Annotated in this window: 17 protein-coding genes and 1 tRNA gene; 5 read left to right on the forward strand and 13 right to left on the reverse strand. The window is 66.2% G+C overall.

Annotated elements, in window-relative coordinates; translation table 11 throughout:
- Window positions 1-13 precede the first annotated feature (13 nt).
- Together FJ950_RS26620 and FJ950_RS26625 are read left to right on the forward strand one after the other, a co-directional pair.
- The gene (locus FJ950_RS26620; protein WP_246681376.1) at window positions 14-2,056 is read left to right on the forward strand and encodes a BTAD domain-containing putative transcriptional regulator; all 2,043 of its coding nucleotides are present in this window, start codon (window positions 14-16) and stop codon (window positions 2,054-2,056) included.
- Window positions 2,057-2,156: 100 nt separating this feature from the next.
- Window positions 2,157-2,333 carry a hypothetical protein gene (locus tag FJ950_RS26625; RefSeq protein WP_181171149.1) on the forward strand — a complete coding sequence of 59 codons (177 nt, stop codon included), beginning with the start codon at window positions 2,157-2,159 and terminating at the stop codon, window positions 2,331-2,333.
- A gap of 38 nt (window positions 2,334-2,371) precedes the next feature.
- Here the strand turns inward: FJ950_RS26625 and FJ950_RS26630 are convergent, their stop codons facing one another.
- From FJ950_RS26630 to FJ950_RS26680, 11 genes are all read right to left on the reverse strand, one after another.
- Window positions 2,372-2,680 (reverse strand): UBP-type zinc finger domain-containing protein, encoded by a 309-nt coding sequence (locus FJ950_RS26630; protein WP_140619828.1) that lies wholly within the window; start codon window positions 2,678-2,680, stop codon window positions 2,372-2,374.
- A 68-nt stretch (window positions 2,681-2,748) separates the two neighbouring features.
- A complete protein-coding gene (locus FJ950_RS26635) occupies window positions 2,749-4,428 on the reverse strand; it encodes an FAD-dependent oxidoreductase (protein WP_140619829.1) in 1,680 nt (559 codons plus the stop codon).
- A gap of 152 nt (window positions 4,429-4,580) precedes the next feature.
- A tRNA-Leu gene (locus tag FJ950_RS26640) sits at window positions 4,581-4,665 on the reverse strand.
- A gap of 73 nt (window positions 4,666-4,738) precedes the next feature.
- Window positions 4,739-5,359: a 2,3-bisphosphoglycerate-dependent phosphoglycerate mutase gene (locus FJ950_RS26645; protein WP_140619831.1), complete on the reverse strand. Its 621-nt coding sequence runs from the start codon at window positions 5,357-5,359 to the stop codon at window positions 4,739-4,741.
- A gap of 87 nt (window positions 5,360-5,446) precedes the next feature.
- Window positions 5,447-6,286, reverse strand: a complete 840-nt coding sequence (dapB, locus tag FJ950_RS26650) for a 4-hydroxy-tetrahydrodipicolinate reductase (RefSeq protein WP_140619833.1) — start codon at window positions 6,284-6,286, stop codon at window positions 5,447-5,449.
- A complete protein-coding gene (locus tag FJ950_RS26655) occupies window positions 6,283-8,142 on the reverse strand; it encodes an ABC transporter ATP-binding protein (protein ID WP_015314709.1) in 1,860 nt (619 codons plus the stop codon). The genes dapB and FJ950_RS26655 overlap by 4 nt, the downstream gene beginning before the upstream one ends.
- 77 nt (window positions 8,143-8,219) lie before the next feature.
- Window positions 8,220-9,266 carry a glucokinase gene (locus FJ950_RS26660; protein WP_140619834.1) on the reverse strand — a complete coding sequence of 349 codons (1,047 nt, stop codon included), beginning with the start codon at window positions 9,264-9,266 and terminating at the stop codon, window positions 8,220-8,222.
- A gap of 183 nt (window positions 9,267-9,449) precedes the next feature.
- Window positions 9,450-10,535 carry a penicillin-insensitive murein endopeptidase gene (mepA, locus tag FJ950_RS26665; RefSeq protein ID WP_140619836.1) on the reverse strand — a complete coding sequence of 362 codons (1,086 nt, stop codon included), beginning with the start codon at window positions 10,533-10,535 and terminating at the stop codon, window positions 9,450-9,452.
- A 64-nt stretch (window positions 10,536-10,599) separates the two neighbouring features.
- Window positions 10,600-11,508 (reverse strand): SDR family oxidoreductase, encoded by a 909-nt coding sequence (locus FJ950_RS26670; RefSeq protein ID WP_140619838.1) that lies wholly within the window; start codon window positions 11,506-11,508, stop codon window positions 10,600-10,602.
- Entirely contained in the window at window positions 11,505-12,659 is a 1,155-nt protein-coding gene (queG, locus tag FJ950_RS26675) for a tRNA epoxyqueuosine(34) reductase QueG (protein WP_140619840.1), read from the reverse strand. The genes FJ950_RS26670 and queG overlap by 4 nt, the downstream gene beginning before the upstream one ends.
- The gene (locus FJ950_RS26680; protein WP_015314714.1) at window positions 12,640-13,332 is read right to left on the reverse strand and encodes a glutathione S-transferase family protein; all 693 of its coding nucleotides are present in this window, start codon (window positions 13,330-13,332) and stop codon (window positions 12,640-12,642) included. The genes queG and FJ950_RS26680 overlap by 20 nt, the downstream gene beginning before the upstream one ends.
- A gap of 232 nt (window positions 13,333-13,564) precedes the next feature.
- On the opposite strand from FJ950_RS26680, the gene FJ950_RS26685 reads away from it, so the two are divergent.
- Window positions 13,565-14,371, forward strand: a complete 807-nt coding sequence (locus FJ950_RS26685) for an undecaprenyl-diphosphate phosphatase (RefSeq protein ID WP_015314715.1) — start codon at window positions 13,565-13,567, stop codon at window positions 14,369-14,371.
- Window positions 14,372-14,489: 118 nt separating this feature from the next.
- Here the strand turns inward: FJ950_RS26685 and FJ950_RS26690 are convergent, their stop codons facing one another.
- Together FJ950_RS26690 and rsmI are read right to left on the reverse strand one after the other, a co-directional pair.
- On the reverse strand, window positions 14,490-14,867 hold the full coding sequence (locus FJ950_RS26690) for a YraN family protein (RefSeq protein ID WP_015314716.1): 378 nt from the start codon (window positions 14,865-14,867) through the stop codon (window positions 14,490-14,492).
- 81 nt (window positions 14,868-14,948) lie between these two features.
- Window positions 14,949-15,845, reverse strand: coding sequence for a 16S rRNA (cytidine(1402)-2'-O)-methyltransferase (gene rsmI / locus FJ950_RS26695; RefSeq protein WP_140619842.1), 897 nt, complete (start codon window positions 15,843-15,845; stop codon window positions 14,949-14,951).
- A 167-nt stretch (window positions 15,846-16,012) separates the two neighbouring features.
- On the opposite strand from rsmI, the gene FJ950_RS26700 reads away from it, so the two are divergent.
- Both FJ950_RS26700 and FJ950_RS26705 read left to right on the forward strand, forming a co-directional pair.
- Complete coding sequence (locus FJ950_RS26700) at window positions 16,013-16,198, forward strand: hypothetical protein (protein WP_015314718.1); 186 nt, start codon at window positions 16,013-16,015, stop codon at window positions 16,196-16,198.
- Window positions 16,199-16,205: 7 nt separating this feature from the next.
- Window positions 16,206-16,394 carry a hypothetical protein gene (locus FJ950_RS26705; RefSeq protein WP_015314719.1) on the forward strand — a complete coding sequence of 63 codons (189 nt, stop codon included), beginning with the start codon at window positions 16,206-16,208 and terminating at the stop codon, window positions 16,392-16,394.
- The last annotated feature ends 7 nt before the right edge of the window (window positions 16,395-16,401 follow it).

The following is a 16,401-nucleotide window of genomic DNA, read 5'->3' on the forward strand; positions in this document are numbered from 1 at the left end:
CGTGGAAACGGACGTGGAATCCGCAGCATCGAGGCAGGACAGCGGCCTGCCGTGCCTGTCGGTGCGGCTGCTCGGGCCGCTGGCGATCACGCGTAACGGCCTGCCAACGGCATTGCCGGCCTCGCGCAAGCTGCGAGCGCTGCTTGCCTACCTCGTGCTGGCGCCACATCCGGTCGGGCGCGGCCGCTTGTGCGAACTTCTGTGGGACGTGCCGAACGATCCGCGAGGCGAGCTGCGCTGGTGCCTGAGCAAGTTGCGCGGCGCCCTCGATACGCCGGGCCGGCGCCGTGTCCGCACGCACGACGATACGGTCGCGCTCGATCTCGACGCCTGCCTTGTCGATGCGTTGGAGATCAGCCATGCCGCCACGCACGGGGTCGGCACGCTGGATGCGCAGCAGTTGCGCGCGCTGGCCAAACTCTTCGCCGGCGATTTTCTCGACGGGTTGGAGCTCGAACGCAATCCGCACTTCAACAGCTGGCTAATCGGCCAGCGTCGCCGCTTCCGGTCGATCCACGCGGCGGTGCTGGAACAGCTCGTCGCCAGTCTCCCCAATGATTGCGGCGAGGGCATAGCGCATCTCGATAGATGGGTGGAACTCGCGCCTTTCGACGGTCGCGCGCATACGGCGCTGCTGGCGAGCCTCGCGAGGCGCGGCGAGATCGCCGCGGCCGAGAAGCATCTGGTAGTGGCGGCACAGTTGTTCCAGTCGGAAGACCTGGATTTCGCCCCGCTGCAATCTGCCTGGCGGGCGATCCGCGACCAGCAGTCGGCTGCCTCGCCGCGGACGCTGCCGGCCTGCCGGTCCACAGCATCGCAATCGGGGTTCCCGCTAGACCCGCCCAACCCTGGTCCGCCCGCTCCTGATCCTGTCGAGCCGAGCCACGCGTCGCTGGCGGTGATGCCTTTCGTCGAGGAAGCCGGTCCGCGCGGCGGGCTCGCCGACGGCCTCACCCACGACATCATCACCCGTCTCGCCAAGCTGCGGGATTTCTTCGTCATCGCGCGCGGATCGGTGTTCGCGCTGGCCGACAAAGGTATTGCGCCCGAGGAGGCAGGCCGCCGGCTGAAGGTCGACTATGTCGCCACGGGAACGGTGCGCAGCATGGCCGGCCGCCTGATCGTCAGCGTCGAACTCGTCGAGGTGCGTACTGCCAGGATCGTCTGGGCCGAGACGTTCGAGCGCCGTCCGGACGACATCTTCGCCGTGCTCGACGACATTGGCGACAGCATCGTGTCGTCGATCTCGTCCGAGATCGAGACGGTCGAACGCAACCGCGCCCTGCTCAAGGCTCCCAACTCGCTCAATGCCTGGGAGGCCTACCACCGTGGCCTCTGGCACATGTACCGTTTCACGCAGGCCGAGAACGAAACGGCACGGCACTTCTTTGCCAGCGCCCTGCGGCTTGATCCGACCTTCGCCCGCGCCTATGCCGGCCTGTCCTTCACCCATTGGCAGAACGCCTTCCAGCGCTGGGGCGACCGCGATCGCGAAAGCGCGCTGGCCTTCGAGAGTGCCGGGCAGAGCTTGCTGGTCGATGACCACAATCCGGCCGCGCACTGGGCGATGGGGCGGGCGCTGTGGCTGCGCGGCGAACAGGACGGCTCGCTCGGCGAACTGGAACAGGCGGTCAAACTCAGCCCCAATTTCGCGCTCGGCCATTATGCGCTGTCCTTCGTCCATTCGCAGTCGGGCGACCCGCGGGCGGCGATCGGCTCCTCCGACCATTCGCGCCATCTCAGCCCTTTCGATCCGCTGCTGTTCGGCATGCTGGGGGCGCGGGCCATGGCGCACGTCCGGCTCGGCCAGTTCGAGGAGGCGGCCGGATGGGCGCTGAAGGCAGCCGCCCGGCCGAACGCGCACGCCATCATCCTGGCGATCGCGGCACATTGCCTGGCACTGGCGGGGCGGCTCGAAGAGGCGCGCGGCTTTGCCGCCGCCATCCGCAAGACGTTGCCGGACTACCGCGCCGACGATTTCATCGCCACTTTCCGCTTCGAGCCCGATGCCGAGGCGTTGTTTCGGCAAGGCGCCAGGCGGATCGGGCTCGGCTGAATTTCGTGCTTGAACACCTGCGTTAACGAAGTCGGAAGGAGTTGCTTAACCGTTCACGGCTATGTGACCTCGCGGGGGGGTCCATGGCAAAGTGAGTATGATGAGCGACAGCCCCGACAAGCGCAGCGAATGGCGCGCCATCCTTCATGTACAGGCCCGCATCGCCGTGCTGTTCGTTCCGGTCGTGGCCAGCCTGCTGCTCATCGCCGCCCTTGCCGGCAACGATCGCAAATCCGCTCCGGATGTCGACCGAACTGTTACGGGCTCGGTGCGATAGTCAAGCCGAACCCGCTTTTCCCCGGCTCTTCGAGGCACTCAATAGAAGCGCGGGATCGGGCCGTTCTGCGGGGTCGTGCGGTCGCCGAGGTCGAGAAAGACCTCGTCGACATAACACCAGCCCCAGCCTTCCGGCGGGTCGTAGCCCTCTATGACGGGATGGCTGGTGGCGTGAAAATGCTTGGTGGCGTGGCGGTTTGGGGAGTCGTCGCAGCAGCCGACATGGCCGCAGGTGCGGCAGAGCCGCAGATGCACCCACCACGAACCGCTCTTCAGGCACTCCTCGCAGCCGAGCGCGCTCGGCGTTACGTCCTTGATCCCAGCGGCGTGCTTACATCCATCCGCCATCACACTCTCCCGACCTATCTCTCAATTGAAGCATGATCTTTTCCGAAACCGGTTCCCAACTTTCGGGGTCATACTTGAGGCGCGTCGGCCTGGCTGGCGTCCCGCGCAAGAAATGCATGCAACGCCGCCACCACCTGGGCGCCCTCGCCGACAGCCGCCGCGACGCGTTTGACCGAGCCGGAGCGCACGTCGCCGATGGCGAACACGCCGCTGCGGCTGGTCTCCATCACGCCATGCGCCGATGCTATGTCCGATCCGGTGCGGATGAAACCCCTGGCATCCAGCGCCACGTCGGATTGGGCGAGCCAATCGGTGTTCGGGTCGGCGCCGATGAACAGGAAGAGATGGCGGATCGGCCGCGTCGTCGAGGCGCCGCTCGAGCGGTCGCGCCAGCGTACGGTGGCAAGATTGCCTGCCTCGCCGTCCAGCGCCTCGATTTCGGCGCCGGTCAGCACCTCGATGTTCGGCTGCGCCCTGATGCGCTCTACGAGGTAACGCGACATCGAGGCCTCGAGACTGCCGCCACGCGCCAGCAGCGCCACTTTCCTGACGTGGCTGGCCAGATAGACGGCCGCCTGGCCGGCTGAATTGCCGGCGCCGACCAGCGCCACTTCCTGGCCGCCGCAAAGCCGTGCTTCGATGGGCGAGGCCCAATAATGCACGCAGGTGCCCTCGAACTCGGCGAGATTGGCGACATCGAGGCGGCGATAGCGCGCGCCGCTGGCGATCACCACCGAGCGCGTGCGCACCGTCTCGCCGTCGCCGACCGTGAGCTGGTAGCGCGCGCCGTCGTCGGCGGCACCGAGCAGCTTCACCTCGTCGGGAATGACCATCTCAACGCCGAATTTCTGCGCCTGGTTGTAGGCGCGCGCCATCAGCGCCATGCCGGTAATGCCGGTGGGGAAGCCGAGATAGTTCTCGATGCGCGCGGAGGCGCCGGCCTGGCCGCCGAAGGCACGGCAATCGAGCACGATCGTCGACAGCCCTTCCGAGGCCGCGTAGACCGACGCCGCCAGACCGGCCGGTCCGGCGCCGACGATGGCGACGTCATAGACCTTGCTGGCGTCGACCGGCCGCAGCAGGCCGATGCAGCGGGCGAGGTCCTTCTCCGCCGGATTGAGCAGCAGCCTGCCATTCGGGCACAGCACGACCGGCAGGTGGTGGGGATCGACATGGAAGTGCTCGAACAGCGTCTTCGCGCAAGGATCGGTTTTGGAATCGAGCACGCGGTGGGGCTGGCCGCTGCGGGCGAGAAAGCCTTGCAGGCGAAGCACGTCGCCATTGTCGGCAGGTCCGACGATGATGGGACCGATCGTGCCGCTCTCGAGCAGCCCGACGCGGCGCAGGATCAGCGCCCGCATGATGCGCTCGCCGAGATTGGCCTCCTGCACCATCAGGTCGCGCAGCCGCTGCGACGGGATGACGAACGCCTCGACCGGCTCGGCCGCCTGGGCATTGACCAGCGACGGACGGGCCGAAAGCTGCGCCAGCTCGCCGGCGAAGCTGCCCGGGCCATGCGTGACGATCGTCTCGCGCCGGCCGAATTTGCCGTCCTGGGTGATGTCGACCTTGCCCGCCAGCACCACGATCAGCCCCGGGGACACATCGCCGGCCTCGAAAATGTGCTCGCCGGCGGCATAGGCGCTGGCCTCGCCGAACCGCCGCATGCGCTCGATTTCCGCCTCGGCGAGGACGGGAAAAGCCTGGTCGCGGCGGGCGCCGAAGATCGCGGTGCTGGATTGAGACATGATTGCGAGCGTAGCGAAGGGGACGCGCGGTTTGAAGCGGTTTGTTCGGGGACTGGCCAGGAGGGCAGGTCATCGGGCAAGAAAAAAGCCCGGACGAACCGGGCTTTTTTCTCAGGGTCTCTGAACCGATCGAATGGTTCGAAACGGGAATTTGGTGCCCAGAAGAGGACTCGAACCTCCACTCCTTGCGGAACACGGACCTGAACCGTGCGCGTCTACCAATTCCGCCATCTGGGCTGGTGCGGGCTCAATAAGCGGGCAAGCGATTGCTGTCAACGCGCTTTTTTAAACCCGCTGCTCGCTTGCCGGCTTAGCCTTCCAGCACTTCCTTCGAAGCCACGGTCGAATCGGCGTTGAGCTGGTAGATCACCGGCACGCCGGTGCCGAGTTCCAGCTTGACGATCTCCTCGCCTGACTTGCCGTCCAGCGCCATGATCAGCGCGCGCAGCGAATTGCCGTGGGCGGCGACCAGCACCGTGCCGCCACGCAGCACATGCGGTTGCAGATCGTGCAGGTAATAGGGCCAGACGCGGGCGCCGGTGTCCTTCAGGCTTTCGCCGGCGGGCGGCGGCACATCATAGGAGCGGCGCCAGACATGCACCTGCTCCTCGCCCCATTTCTGGCGCGCGTCGTCCTTGTTGAGGCCGGAGAGGTCGCCATAGTCGCGCTCGTTCAGCGCTTGGTCGCGAACGGTCTGCAAGTCGCTCTGGCCGACCGCGTCGAGAATGTGCTGGCAGGTTTTTTGCGCCCGGATCAGCGCCGAGGTGAAGGCGATATCGAACTTCAGGCCGCGCGCCTTGAGTTTTTGGCCGGCGGCCTTGGCCTCGGCATGGCCCTGCTCCGTCAGGTCGACGTCGCGCCAGCCGGTGAACAGGTTCTTCAGATTCCATTCGCTCTGGCCGTGGCGCACGAGCACGAGGGTTCTCGACATTTTTGCTCCTCTGGGGTCCGGGCATTCCAGGAAAAGTGTGTAGTGGTTTTCCGTCCTGCGTAAGAACGAAGATGGTTCAGGGTCGTTTCAGGCAAGCCCAAGCACGTCCCGCATCGAATACAGTCCCGGCTTCTGGCCATGCGCCCAAAGTGCGGCCTTGACGGCACCGCGGGCGAAGATGGCGCGGTCCTCGGCATGGTGCGACAGCGTGATGCGCTCGCCGGTGCCGGCCAGGATCACGCTGTGGTCGCCAACCACCGAGCCACCGCGCAACGTGGCAAAACCGATCGAGCCGGTTTGTCGCACACCCGTATGGCCGTCGCGCGAACGCACATCATTGCCGGCCAGCGCGATGCCGCGCCCGGCGGCGGCCGCTTCGCCGAGCAGAAGCGCCGTGCCCGAAGGCGCGTCGACCTTGTGCCTGTGGTGCATTTCGAGGATCTCGATGTCGAAATCGTCGGCGTCGAGCGCGCGTGCCGCCTGTTCGACCAGCACCGCCAGCAGATTGACGCCGAGGCTCATATTGCCCGACTTGACGATGGTCGCGTGGCGGGCGGCGGCAGCGATTTTCGCGTTGTCGTCGGCCGAACAGCCTGTCGTGCCGATGACATGGACGATGCGCGCCTGCGCCGCGTAACCGGCGAACTCGACCGTCGAGGCCGGGGTGGTGAAATCGAGCACGCCGTCGGCCCTGGCGAAGACCGGCAACGGATCGCTGCCGATCGCCACGTCGATGCGGCCGACGCCGGCGAGTTCCCCCGCATCCTTGCCCAGGTGAGGCGAATCCGGGCGCTCGACCGCGCCGATGACGCGGGCGCCCGGAATGGCGTGGATGGCGCGGATCAGCGTCTGGCCCATGCGGCCGGCCGCGCCGGCCACCACAAGGCCCATATCGCCGGCCGGCTCGCCTGATGTGGTCTCGCTCATGGCGTGCTCCCGGCGATGTCCTGGGTCTCTAGTTCCTGAACCGAAGTTTCGGCCGGGGCGCTGTCGTCGACAAGCCCCAGGCCCTTGACGCCCTGTATCCGGTGGAAACGGGCATAGACGCTGTGCGGGTCGGCCATCAGCGAGGCATGCGTGCCCTCTTCGACCAGATGGCCCTGTTCCAGCACGATGATGTGGTCGGCATTGACCACGGTGGACAGGCGGTGCGCGATGACGATGGTGGTGCGCCCTTCCATGACCTTGGTGAGCGCCTGCTGGACGCGCGCTTCCGCCTCGTTGTCGAGCGCCGATGTCGCCTCGTCGAGCAGCAGGATCGGCGCCTGGCGCACAATGGCGCGGGCAATCGACACGCGCTGGCGCTGGCCGCCGGAGAGCGTGGCGCCATTCTCGCCGACCGGCGTGTCATACCCTTGCGGCTGCTGGCGGATGAACTCGTCGGCCGCGGCCAGTCGCGCGGCCTGTTCGATCTCGGCATCGGTGGCCGAGGGGCGGCCATAGCGGATGTTGTCGCGGATGGTGCCCTCGAACAGATAGGGCGCCTGCGAGACATAGGCTATCGAGCCGCGCAGCGACTGTTTGGTGACCTTGGAAATGTCCTGGCCATCGATCTCGATCGTACCGCTCTCGACGTCGTAGAAGCGCTGCAGCAGCGCCACCAGTGTGGTCTTGCCGGCACCGGAGGCGCCGATGACGGCGGTCATCTTGCCGGCGGCGGCGACAAAGCTGAGGTCCTGAAGGACAGGCGTCTCCTCGACATAGCGGAAGGACACGTTGTTGAAGCGCACTTCGCCCGTGGTGAAGTTTGCCTTGGTGGCGCCAGGCGCGTCGCCCTGCTTCGGCTCGAGGTCGAGCAGCTCGTAGATCATGCGTGCATTGACCAGAGCCCGTTCCATGCCGACCTGCATGCGTGCCAGGCGGCGCGCCGGATCATAGGCCAGGATCAGCGCCGTGATGAAGGAGAAGACCGCGCCAGGCGGCTGCCCGAGAACCAGAGCCCGGTAACCGGAATAGGCGATGACAGAGGTGACGGCGAAGCCGGCCAGCATGTCGGAAATCGGCGACAGCCGTTCGGAGACGCGGGCAATCTTGTTCGAGCGCTGTTCGGCGTCGCTGGCGAGCTTGCCGATGCGGCTGGACAGTTCGTCCTCCATGGTGAAGGCCTTGACGATGGCGATGCCTTGCGTGGCTTCCTGCACGGCGCCGATCAGGCGCGAATTGATCAGCACGGATTCGCGGGTAATGCGCCGCACGCGACGGGTGAGGTAGACGACGGCCCAGATCAGCGGCGGTCCGATCAGCAGCGAACTGAGCGACAGGACCGGATCCTGGTAGACCATGACGCCGAGCAGGCCGAGCAGCGTCACCGCGTCGCGGGTGATCGAGGTCAGCGTCAAGGACAGGAGGTCGCGGATGCCGCCGACGTTTTCGTTGACCTGCGCCGCCAGCCGGCCGGAGCGTGTATCATTGAAGAAGCCGACGCCGAGCTTCATCAGGTGATCGAAAATGCGCTTCTGGTAGCGCGCCACCAGATTGTTGCCGATCTTGGCCAGCGCCACCGCCTGGCCATAGCCGGCAAAGCCGCGCAGCAGGAAGGCCGCCATGAAGCCTGCGCAGATCCACACGATCGCGTCGCCACGCCGTTCGTAGAAGATCTGGTTGACCATCGGGGCCATGATCCAGGCCGTGAAGGCGGTCGTGCCCGAAACGATCAGCGAGCAGGTGATGACCATCACATAAGTCCAGCGATAGTCGTGGCTGTTCTCAGCGAGAATGCGGCGCAGCACCGCTGTGACCTCGCCGGGCCGGGCTTTCAGCTTGTTTGGAGTTTGAAGTGTCAAATCAGAGGGCTTTGTCGGTTTCGCTTCCCGTGGCCGGGCAATTCGGCACCCCTATTACCGCCAAGCAGCCGGCTTGCCTATGCCTTGGGGTGACTAACTTCGTCGCGCCAGCGCCGGCCCGATGTCTGGACGCCGAACAGCGAGGGGTTCCTGGCATAGGCGGCAAGGCCGAGAAGGGCGGCGAGCGGATGGGTGATGACGTAGACCGGCATGGTGCGCATCAGCGCGCTGTGCGGCGCCTTGTCCTCGAAGGCGGCGCGGAAATTGCCCTCCTTCAGCGCCGGCACGATCTTTTGCGCGATGCCGCCGGTGAGGAACACGCCGCCCCGGCTCATGAACACCAGCGCCAGGTCGCCGGCGGTGCGGCCGAGGCAGGTGACGAAGGTCTCGAGCGCTTCCTGCGCCACCGGATCGGTCTTGGCCAGTGCCGCACCGGTGACTTCGGCCGGCGTGGTGAAGGGCGACGGCTTGCCATCCGCCCTGGCCACGGCCCGGTAGACGTTGACGAGACCGCGTCCGCACAGGATCTGTTCGCCCGAAATGCGGCCCTCGAGCTTCTCGATATGCGGGAAGACCTCGAAATCGCGCGGCGTGCGCGGTCCGATGTCCATATGGCCGCCTTCGCCGGGCACCGGGATCCAGTGATGCAGCGCGTGGACCAGCCCGGCGACACCGAGCCCGGTCCCGGGGCCAAGCACGACGCGGCCGGCATTGGGCTCCGGCGTGCCGCCGCCGATCTTTTCCATATGCTCTTCGCCAAGCGCCACGACGGCCAGCGCCTGCGCCTCGAAATCGTTGAGCACGACGATGTCGCTCAGCCCAAGATTGGCGAACATCTGCCTCGGCTTGACCACCCAGGGACAGTTGGTGAGCTCGATCTCATCGCCGTCGACCGGGCCGGCCACGGCCAGCACCGCCGAATTTGGCCGGACCGACGAGCGGTCGAGCACCGCCGCCTGGATCGCCTCGTCGATGGTGTTGTAATTGGCGGTCTGGACGATGATCGGCTCGCCGGCCTCGGAATTGGCGTCGAGCACGATCGAAAACCGCGCATTGGTGCCGCCGATATCGCCGATCAGGATCGGAAACCGCAGCAAAGTCTCGTCATCGCCTGTGCTTGGCATGCTCTCGTCCGTCCCCCGGCGCCCGCGACGGCATTCGCGGTTCCTGCGTTGACTAGCGCATGAGTTTGAAAAGGGAAACGGTTTTCGGACCTGGTGGCGCGCAAGGAGAAGCTCTGCGGCCAAACGGCCACTGTTTCATGAAAACGGGGGCTAAACCGATTGAGCCTGCGGGTGGCGCGCCAATCACTTCGCTGGCGGCCGTGGCCGCGGCACCGGCACGCCGACCTCGGGCGTCGCGGTGAAGGCGTTCACCGCGCTTGGCAGGCCGGCGGTGCCGCTTGCCGTGACGGCGGGCAGCGACGGCGCTTCCGGCTCAGGCACCGCCACCGCGACCGGCACGGCGTCGCCGTGATAGGTCGCGGCCTCGGCCGAGGCAGGTCCCGGCGCGTCGAGCACCGCGCGGCATTCCTTGGGCAGGTTGGCCATCGTCATCAGGTCACGTGCCTTGGGCGCATCCGGGTTCTTGTTCGGCCGCCACGGCTCCTGCGTGAACCACCAGGCCAGCGGCTTGCCGCAGCCATCATCCTCCGGCGTTGCTTCCTGCGCCTTGCAATTGGGCGAGCCCGGCTGGCAGCCGATGCGCATGTGGAAATGGTAGTCGTGGCCCCAGAACGGCCTGATCTTGCGTAGCCACGAGCGGTCACTCTTGACCGTGTCGCAGAGCTTTTTCTTGATGCCGGGATTGACCAGGATGCGCTCGACCTCCGGATAGCTCGCCGCGCGCTTCAAAAGCCGCGTGTGCGCCGGCGTCCACAGCGCGTCTTTCACAAGATGCGTCTTGTCGTCGACCATCAAGGTGGCGCTCATGGTCTCGCGCTGCGCCCTGGTCATGGTGCGGTCGGGCATCGGCGTCAGCCAGATGTCGGCGTCGAGCCCGATCTGGTGCGAGGCATGACCTGATAGCATCGGGCCGCCGCGTGGCTGCGCGATGTCGCCGATCAACAGGCCCGGCCAACCGTCGGCGACGGCGTCGCGCGACAATCTCTCGATCAGCGCGATCATCGCCGGATGGCCCCAGCGGCGGTTGCGCGATGGCCGCATCACCTGCCAGGTCGGACCATCCATGGGAATGGCGACGCCGCCGGCAAAACAGCCCTTGGAATAGAAGCCGAAGGATTGCGGGGCGGTGGCCGTCGGCAGCTTCTCGGCGCCGAACAGGTCTTTCGCCCGCTCCTCGGCCGCTGCCGGCTGCGCGGCCAGGCCTGCCAGAGCCAGCGCTGCCGCCAATACCGCATTTCTGGGGCAAAGCGACCGCATCGATGATTTCATGAACCGCACCCCCGTGGCTGCAATCGCCGCATCATACCACGCCAAGCGCCACGCTTCGATCATCCTATCCCTTCACGCCCCTCATCGGGCTGCGCGGCGCACCGTCACGCCAGTCGCCGCTTGCCCACATATGGTCGAAAGCGGCGCGATAATCGGGAAAGCGAAACCGATAGCCCGCCGCCTTGATCGCCGCATTGGCGACCCGCTTATTCTCGCCATAGAAGGACCGCGCCATGGGCGAAAGTTGGGCGGTGTCGAAGGGAATTTCGGGCGGCGGCTCAACGCTCATCAGATGTGCGGCGTAGGCGACGACATCCTGCGGCGGCGCCGGCTCATCGTCGGTGACGTTGAAGATGCCGCCTCTATTGCCGCTGATCAGATGCCACAGCGCGCCTGATATGTCGTCGCAATGGATGCGGTTGAACACCTGGTCCGGCTTGACCAGCCGCCTGGCAGTGCCGTTCTCCAGATTGACCAGCGCGTTGCGGCCGGGACCGTAAATACCGGACAGCCGCAGGATCGCCACTGGGCGCCCGATGTCCTCGCCAAGCCTCTGCCAGGCCCGCTCGGCCTCGACCCGCATCACCGAGCGCTTCGACACCGGCCGGCAGGCGGCCATCTCGTCGACCCAGGCGCCGCCATGATCCCCATAGACGCCAACGGTCGAGAGATAGCCTATCCATTCCAGCGCCGGCATCCCTGCGATTGCCTGGCGAGCGGCATTCAACACCGGATCGCCGGCTTCTTCAGGGCCGACCGAAACCACCAGATGCGTGGTTTTCTCCAGCGCAGCGCCGATTTCGTTCGTCAACTTGCCGTCGAACAGCAGCGGGACGATGCCGGCCTGGCGCAGCGCTTCGAATTTTTCCTCGGAGCGTGTCGTGCCGAAGATGCTGGCGGCTCCCCTATTGGCGCGGGCAAAGGCCGTTCCGGAATAGCCGGCACCGAAGATGAAGACCTGTTTTCCGCTCATGGATGCGCCCTGCTTGGCCGCGCCAGGCGCCATTCCTCGCGCACCGCCGCGTCGTCCTCACTGTTCAAGCCGTTCGCGGCCCGTTCGGCATATTCGGTTTCCGGCACCAGCCGCGCCAGCGCCCATATTGCCGCGCCCCGCACCAGCGGCGAGGCATCGCCGAGCAGGTCCCGGACGACGCCGACGAGCGCGCCGTCGCAGGAATTGCCGGCGGCGATCAGCACGTTGCGGACGAAACGGTCGCGGCCGATGCGTTTGATCGGCGAACCGGAGAAGAAGGCGCGGAAGCCGGCATCGTCGAGGGCCAAGAGATCGGCGAGCGGCGGCTCGCGCAGATCGTCGCGCGCGGCGAGCTTGGCCTCGGACGCGGCGCGGGCGAATTTGTTCCAAGGACAGGCGGCGAGGCAGTCGTCGCAGCCATAGATGCGGTTGCCGATCTTTTCCCGAAATTCATGCGGGATCGGCCCCTTGTTCTCGATCGTGAGATAGGAGATGCAGCGCCGCGCATCGAGCCTGTAGGGCGCGGGGAACGCGTCGGTCGGGCAGGCGTCGAGGCAGGCGCGGCAGGAGCCGCAATGGTCGATCTCGGGCTTGTCCGGTTCCAGTTCGGCCGTGGTGAAGATGGTGCCGAGGAACAGCCAGGAGCCGTGCTCGCGGCTGACCAGGTTGGTGTGCTTGCCTTGCCAGCCCAGCCCCGCTGCTTCCGCCAACGGCTTTTCCATCACGGGCGCCGTGTCGACGAAGACCTTCACGTCGCCGCCGGCGCGCGCGACGATCTTGCCGGCGATCTCCTTCAGCCGGCCCTTCATGACCTCGTGATAGTCGCGGTTTTTCGCGTAGACCGAGATCGCGCCGCGATCGCGCCTGGCCAGCACGTCGCGCGGATCATGGTCCGGCCCGTAATTCATCGCCAGCACGACGATCGAGCGCACGTCGGGCCACAGCGTGGATGGCTCGCCGCGGCGCGCAATCGTCTCGGCGATCCAGTCCATCGAGCCGTGAAAGCCGTCGGCGACGAATTCGGCCAGGCGCGCCGGCGCCAGCGGGATGGCATTGGGGGTGGTGACGGCGACCGCGTCGAAGCCGGCGCGCCGCGCCTCCGCGTCGATCAGCGCGCGCAGTTTCGACGCGTCAGAAGTCGAGATCCGCATAGTGCGATACCGGCGACAGGCCGCGCACGCGGTCGGTCAGGAGCGGCCGGAAGGAGGGCCGCGACTTCACCCGCGTGTACCATTCGCGCGCGGCGGGGTGTTCGCGCCAGTCGATCTCGCCGAGATAGTCGAGCACCGACAGCGTCGCGGCGGCCGCCAGATCGGCATAGGTGACCCTGCCGCCGGCCAGCCAATGACGGGTGCCCGCCAGCCAGTTGGTGTATTTCATGTGCTGGCGGATGTTGGCACGCGCGGCGCGGATGGCGCCTGAATCGGGCGAGCCGCCGCCCGCCGTTTCCGGCATCACCGGCTTCAGCACGCGTTCGCGCACCAGATGGCGCGTCACTTCGCTTTCGGCCTTGTTGAGATACCAGTCGATCAGCCGGCGGATTTCGGCGCGCTGCATCGGGTCCTCGGCGAACAGCCGCTTGTCGCGCTTGAGCACGCCGCGCGTCTCGTCGAGATATTCGGAAATCACCGTCGCGCCGATGATCGGCACGTCGCCTTCGGCCAGCAGGATCGGCAGTGTTCCGGCCGGATTCAGCGCCAGGAACTCCTTGCGCCGCGTCCACGGCTTTTCCTCGATCAGCGCCAGCTCCTCGCCATACTCGCCAAAGGCGAGGCGGACGAAGCGGCAGGTGGCGAACATGGGATGGTGGAAAAGCGTCAGCATGGTTCCGCGATGATAAAGCGCACTGGTGTCGTTCAGAATCCGGAATTCGCGCGTCGCGCTCGTCCCAGGTGTGGCGAATTCCGGATTGCCACACTGGCGAATCGCAGGGCGCACCGGTAAGTCTTGGCTGCCCGGCTAGCGGGCCGTCAGGGGTGTTGCGACCTATAGGGGGACTTCGGCGCCATGACAAGCAAGCCATTCTGCTAGCCATCACGCCAATGCCGAGGTAGAAATGGAAAGCCAGACCATCGTCGAAGCCCTGCTGCTTGGCCTACTGGAGGGATTGACCGAATTCATCCCGGTGTCCTCGACCGGCCACATCCTGCTCGCCGGCCATTTCCTCGGGTTCCAGTCGACCGGCAAGGCCTTCGAGATCCTGATCCAGCTCGGCGCCATCCTGGCCATCCTCAGCGTCTATTTCCGGCGCCTGTGGCAGATGCTGCTCGACCTGCCGCATGACCGGCTGACGCGGCATTTCGTCATCGGCATCCTCATCGCCTTCCTGCCGGCGGCGATCATCGGCGCGCTGGCGCATGATTTCATCAAGACGGTGCTGTTCGAATCACCCCGACTGATCTGCATCATGCTGATCATCGGCGGCGTCGTGCTGCTGGTCGTCGACCGAATGAACCTCAAGCCGGTCTATCGCGACGTCGAGCGGTTCCCGACCAGACTCTACCTGCAGATCGGCCTGTTCCAGTGCCTGTCGCTGATCCCCGGCACGTCGCGTTCGGGTTCGACCATCGTCGGCGCGCTGCTTCTGGGTGTAGACAAGCGGGCGGCGGCGGAATTTTCCTTCTTCCTCGCCATCCCGACCATGGTCGGCGCCTTCGCCTTCGACCTGTTCAAGAACCGCAACGTGCTGACCTCGGCCGATCTGCCGATCATCGCCATCGGCTTCGTCGCCGCTTTCGTCACGGCCTTGGTCGTGGTGCGCTACCTGCTCGACTACGTCTCGCGCAACGGCTACTCGCTGTTCGGCTGGTGGCGCCTGGTGGTGGGGATCGTCGGGCTGGTGGCGTTGATGATCTGGGGCTGAACGTGCGTTGTTGCAGGCCCCTCACCGGGATTGCCAACCGAATTGAGAGGGGCAATTCGGGGCAACCCGACCTCTCCCCTAGCGGCCGGATGAGGGGGCTGCCTCGCACGGATTTCTGTCAACTCCTTCCGTAAAACGCATTCGGGACATGCACCGGCCAGCGCCACGGCAGCACGGCGACCATGTCGAAGCGCATTGACAGCCTGCCATAGTCGGGCTGGCGGGACAGCCAGATATCGGCAGCACCCTCGATGCGGCGCTCCGATTCGTGACCGATCGCCTCCATGGCCTCTATCAGCGTGCGGCGCGCCTTGACCTCGACGAACAGGACGAGGTCGCCGCGCCGCGCAATCAGGTCGATCTCGCCGAAGCGGGTGCGGTGGCGGCGCGCGAGAATCCGGTAGCCCTTCAACATCAGCGCGGCCGCCGCCAGCCATTCGCCGCGATGGCCGCGCCGGTAGGCCTTTTGGCGGCTGGCGCTCGGGCGCTCAGCCACCGCTGGTTTCTCGTTGCTCGGCCATGACTTTTGGACAAACGGAACCGTTTGTCCGAGAAAACCGGTTTCCGCTTTTCGCGATCATGGTCTGTCCTTGAGCTCGAGCAGCCGCCGATATAGCGCCTGCTTCTGGCCGCCGGTCATTTTCGCCGCTTCCGCCGCCGCCTTGGAGGCGGGCATTTCAGCGGCGAGCGACAAGAGCAGGCGATCGATGTCTTCAGGTTCGTCGGCCTTGGCCTCGGCGGCGCCGACGCAGACGACGATCTCGCCCCTGGGCGTATCGGCCCCCGCGTAGTGGTCGGCGAGCGCCCGCAGCGTGCCGGTGCGCATCTCCTCGAACGTCTTGGTCAATTCGCGGCCGACAGCGGCCTTGCGCTCGCCGCCCAGCGCCTCGACCATGGCGCCGAGCGACTCGGCCAGCCGGCGCGGCGATTCGAAGAAGATCAGCGTCGCCGGCACGGCTCTCAGCGCCTCCAGCCGGGCCAGGCGTTGTCCGGATTTAACCGGCAGGAAGCCGGCGAACAGGAAAGCGTCCGACGGCAGGCCCGACGCCGTCAGCGCGGCAAGCGGCGCCGAGGGGCCGGGGATCGGCACGACGCGGATGCCGTGGTCGAGCGCCTCGCCGACCAGCCGGTAGCCGGGATCGGAGACCAGCGGCGTGCCGGCATCCGAGATCAGCGCAACGCTCTGGCCGGCTTCGAGCGCCGCGATCAGCTTCGGCCCGGCCTCGCCCGCATTGTGTTCATGATAGGCCGTGGTGCGCCGGCGGATGCCATAGCGGTCGAGCAGCACGCGCGACACACGCGTGTCCTCGCAGGCGACGATGTCGGCGGCGGCCAGCGTCTCCAACGCGCGCAGCGTGATGTCGGCGAGGTTGCCGATCGGCGTCGCCACCAGATAGAGCGCCGGGTCAAGCGGACGGGCCGCGATCTCGGTCTGCCCGACCACATAGCTGCGCTTGCCCGTCTCGCCAGTCACCGATGCCGTCTCCGTTCAGCCCTGTTTGGCCTGCCAAACCCATTTGGCATGGCTGGCGCCGGCTTGCAAAACTCACACCGATGTAAGGCAATCGCCATTCCTTCGCCACAGTAGGGAACGAAACCGGTTTTGGCAGATTTAGCCCCTGATTCCCAAGGGAGGACAGGATGGACAGCCTGACGATACAGGACGCTTTCGAGCCCTACTATGCCGGCCGCGGCCGAATTGCCGCACGCCAGGACAAGCGGCTGCCAGCCCGGGACGACACCAGCCTGACCAAGCAGGCCGCGATTGCCTTGCCGACGGATGTCAGGCTTTCCGACAACAAACCCGACAGCACGACGGAGCACTGACCGGACGATGCCCAATCGCTTCGATATTTTCATCACCCGTCTCGAAACGAAAACCGCGCGCCACGGCGTGCCGCTATCTCCGATAGGCGACCAGCACCGAGGGCGCCGCGACAAGGACAACGCCAAGCCGGTGCGCTCCGGAGAGTCCCACGCCGAGAAGGATCGCGGAAAGCATCGCCACAAACACGACGCCTGATCTGGTT

The sequence above is a fragment of the Mesorhizobium sp. B2-3-14 genome (assembly GCF_006442175.1).
Classification (GTDB): domain Bacteria; phylum Pseudomonadota; class Alphaproteobacteria; order Rhizobiales; family Rhizobiaceae; genus Mesorhizobium; species Mesorhizobium australicum.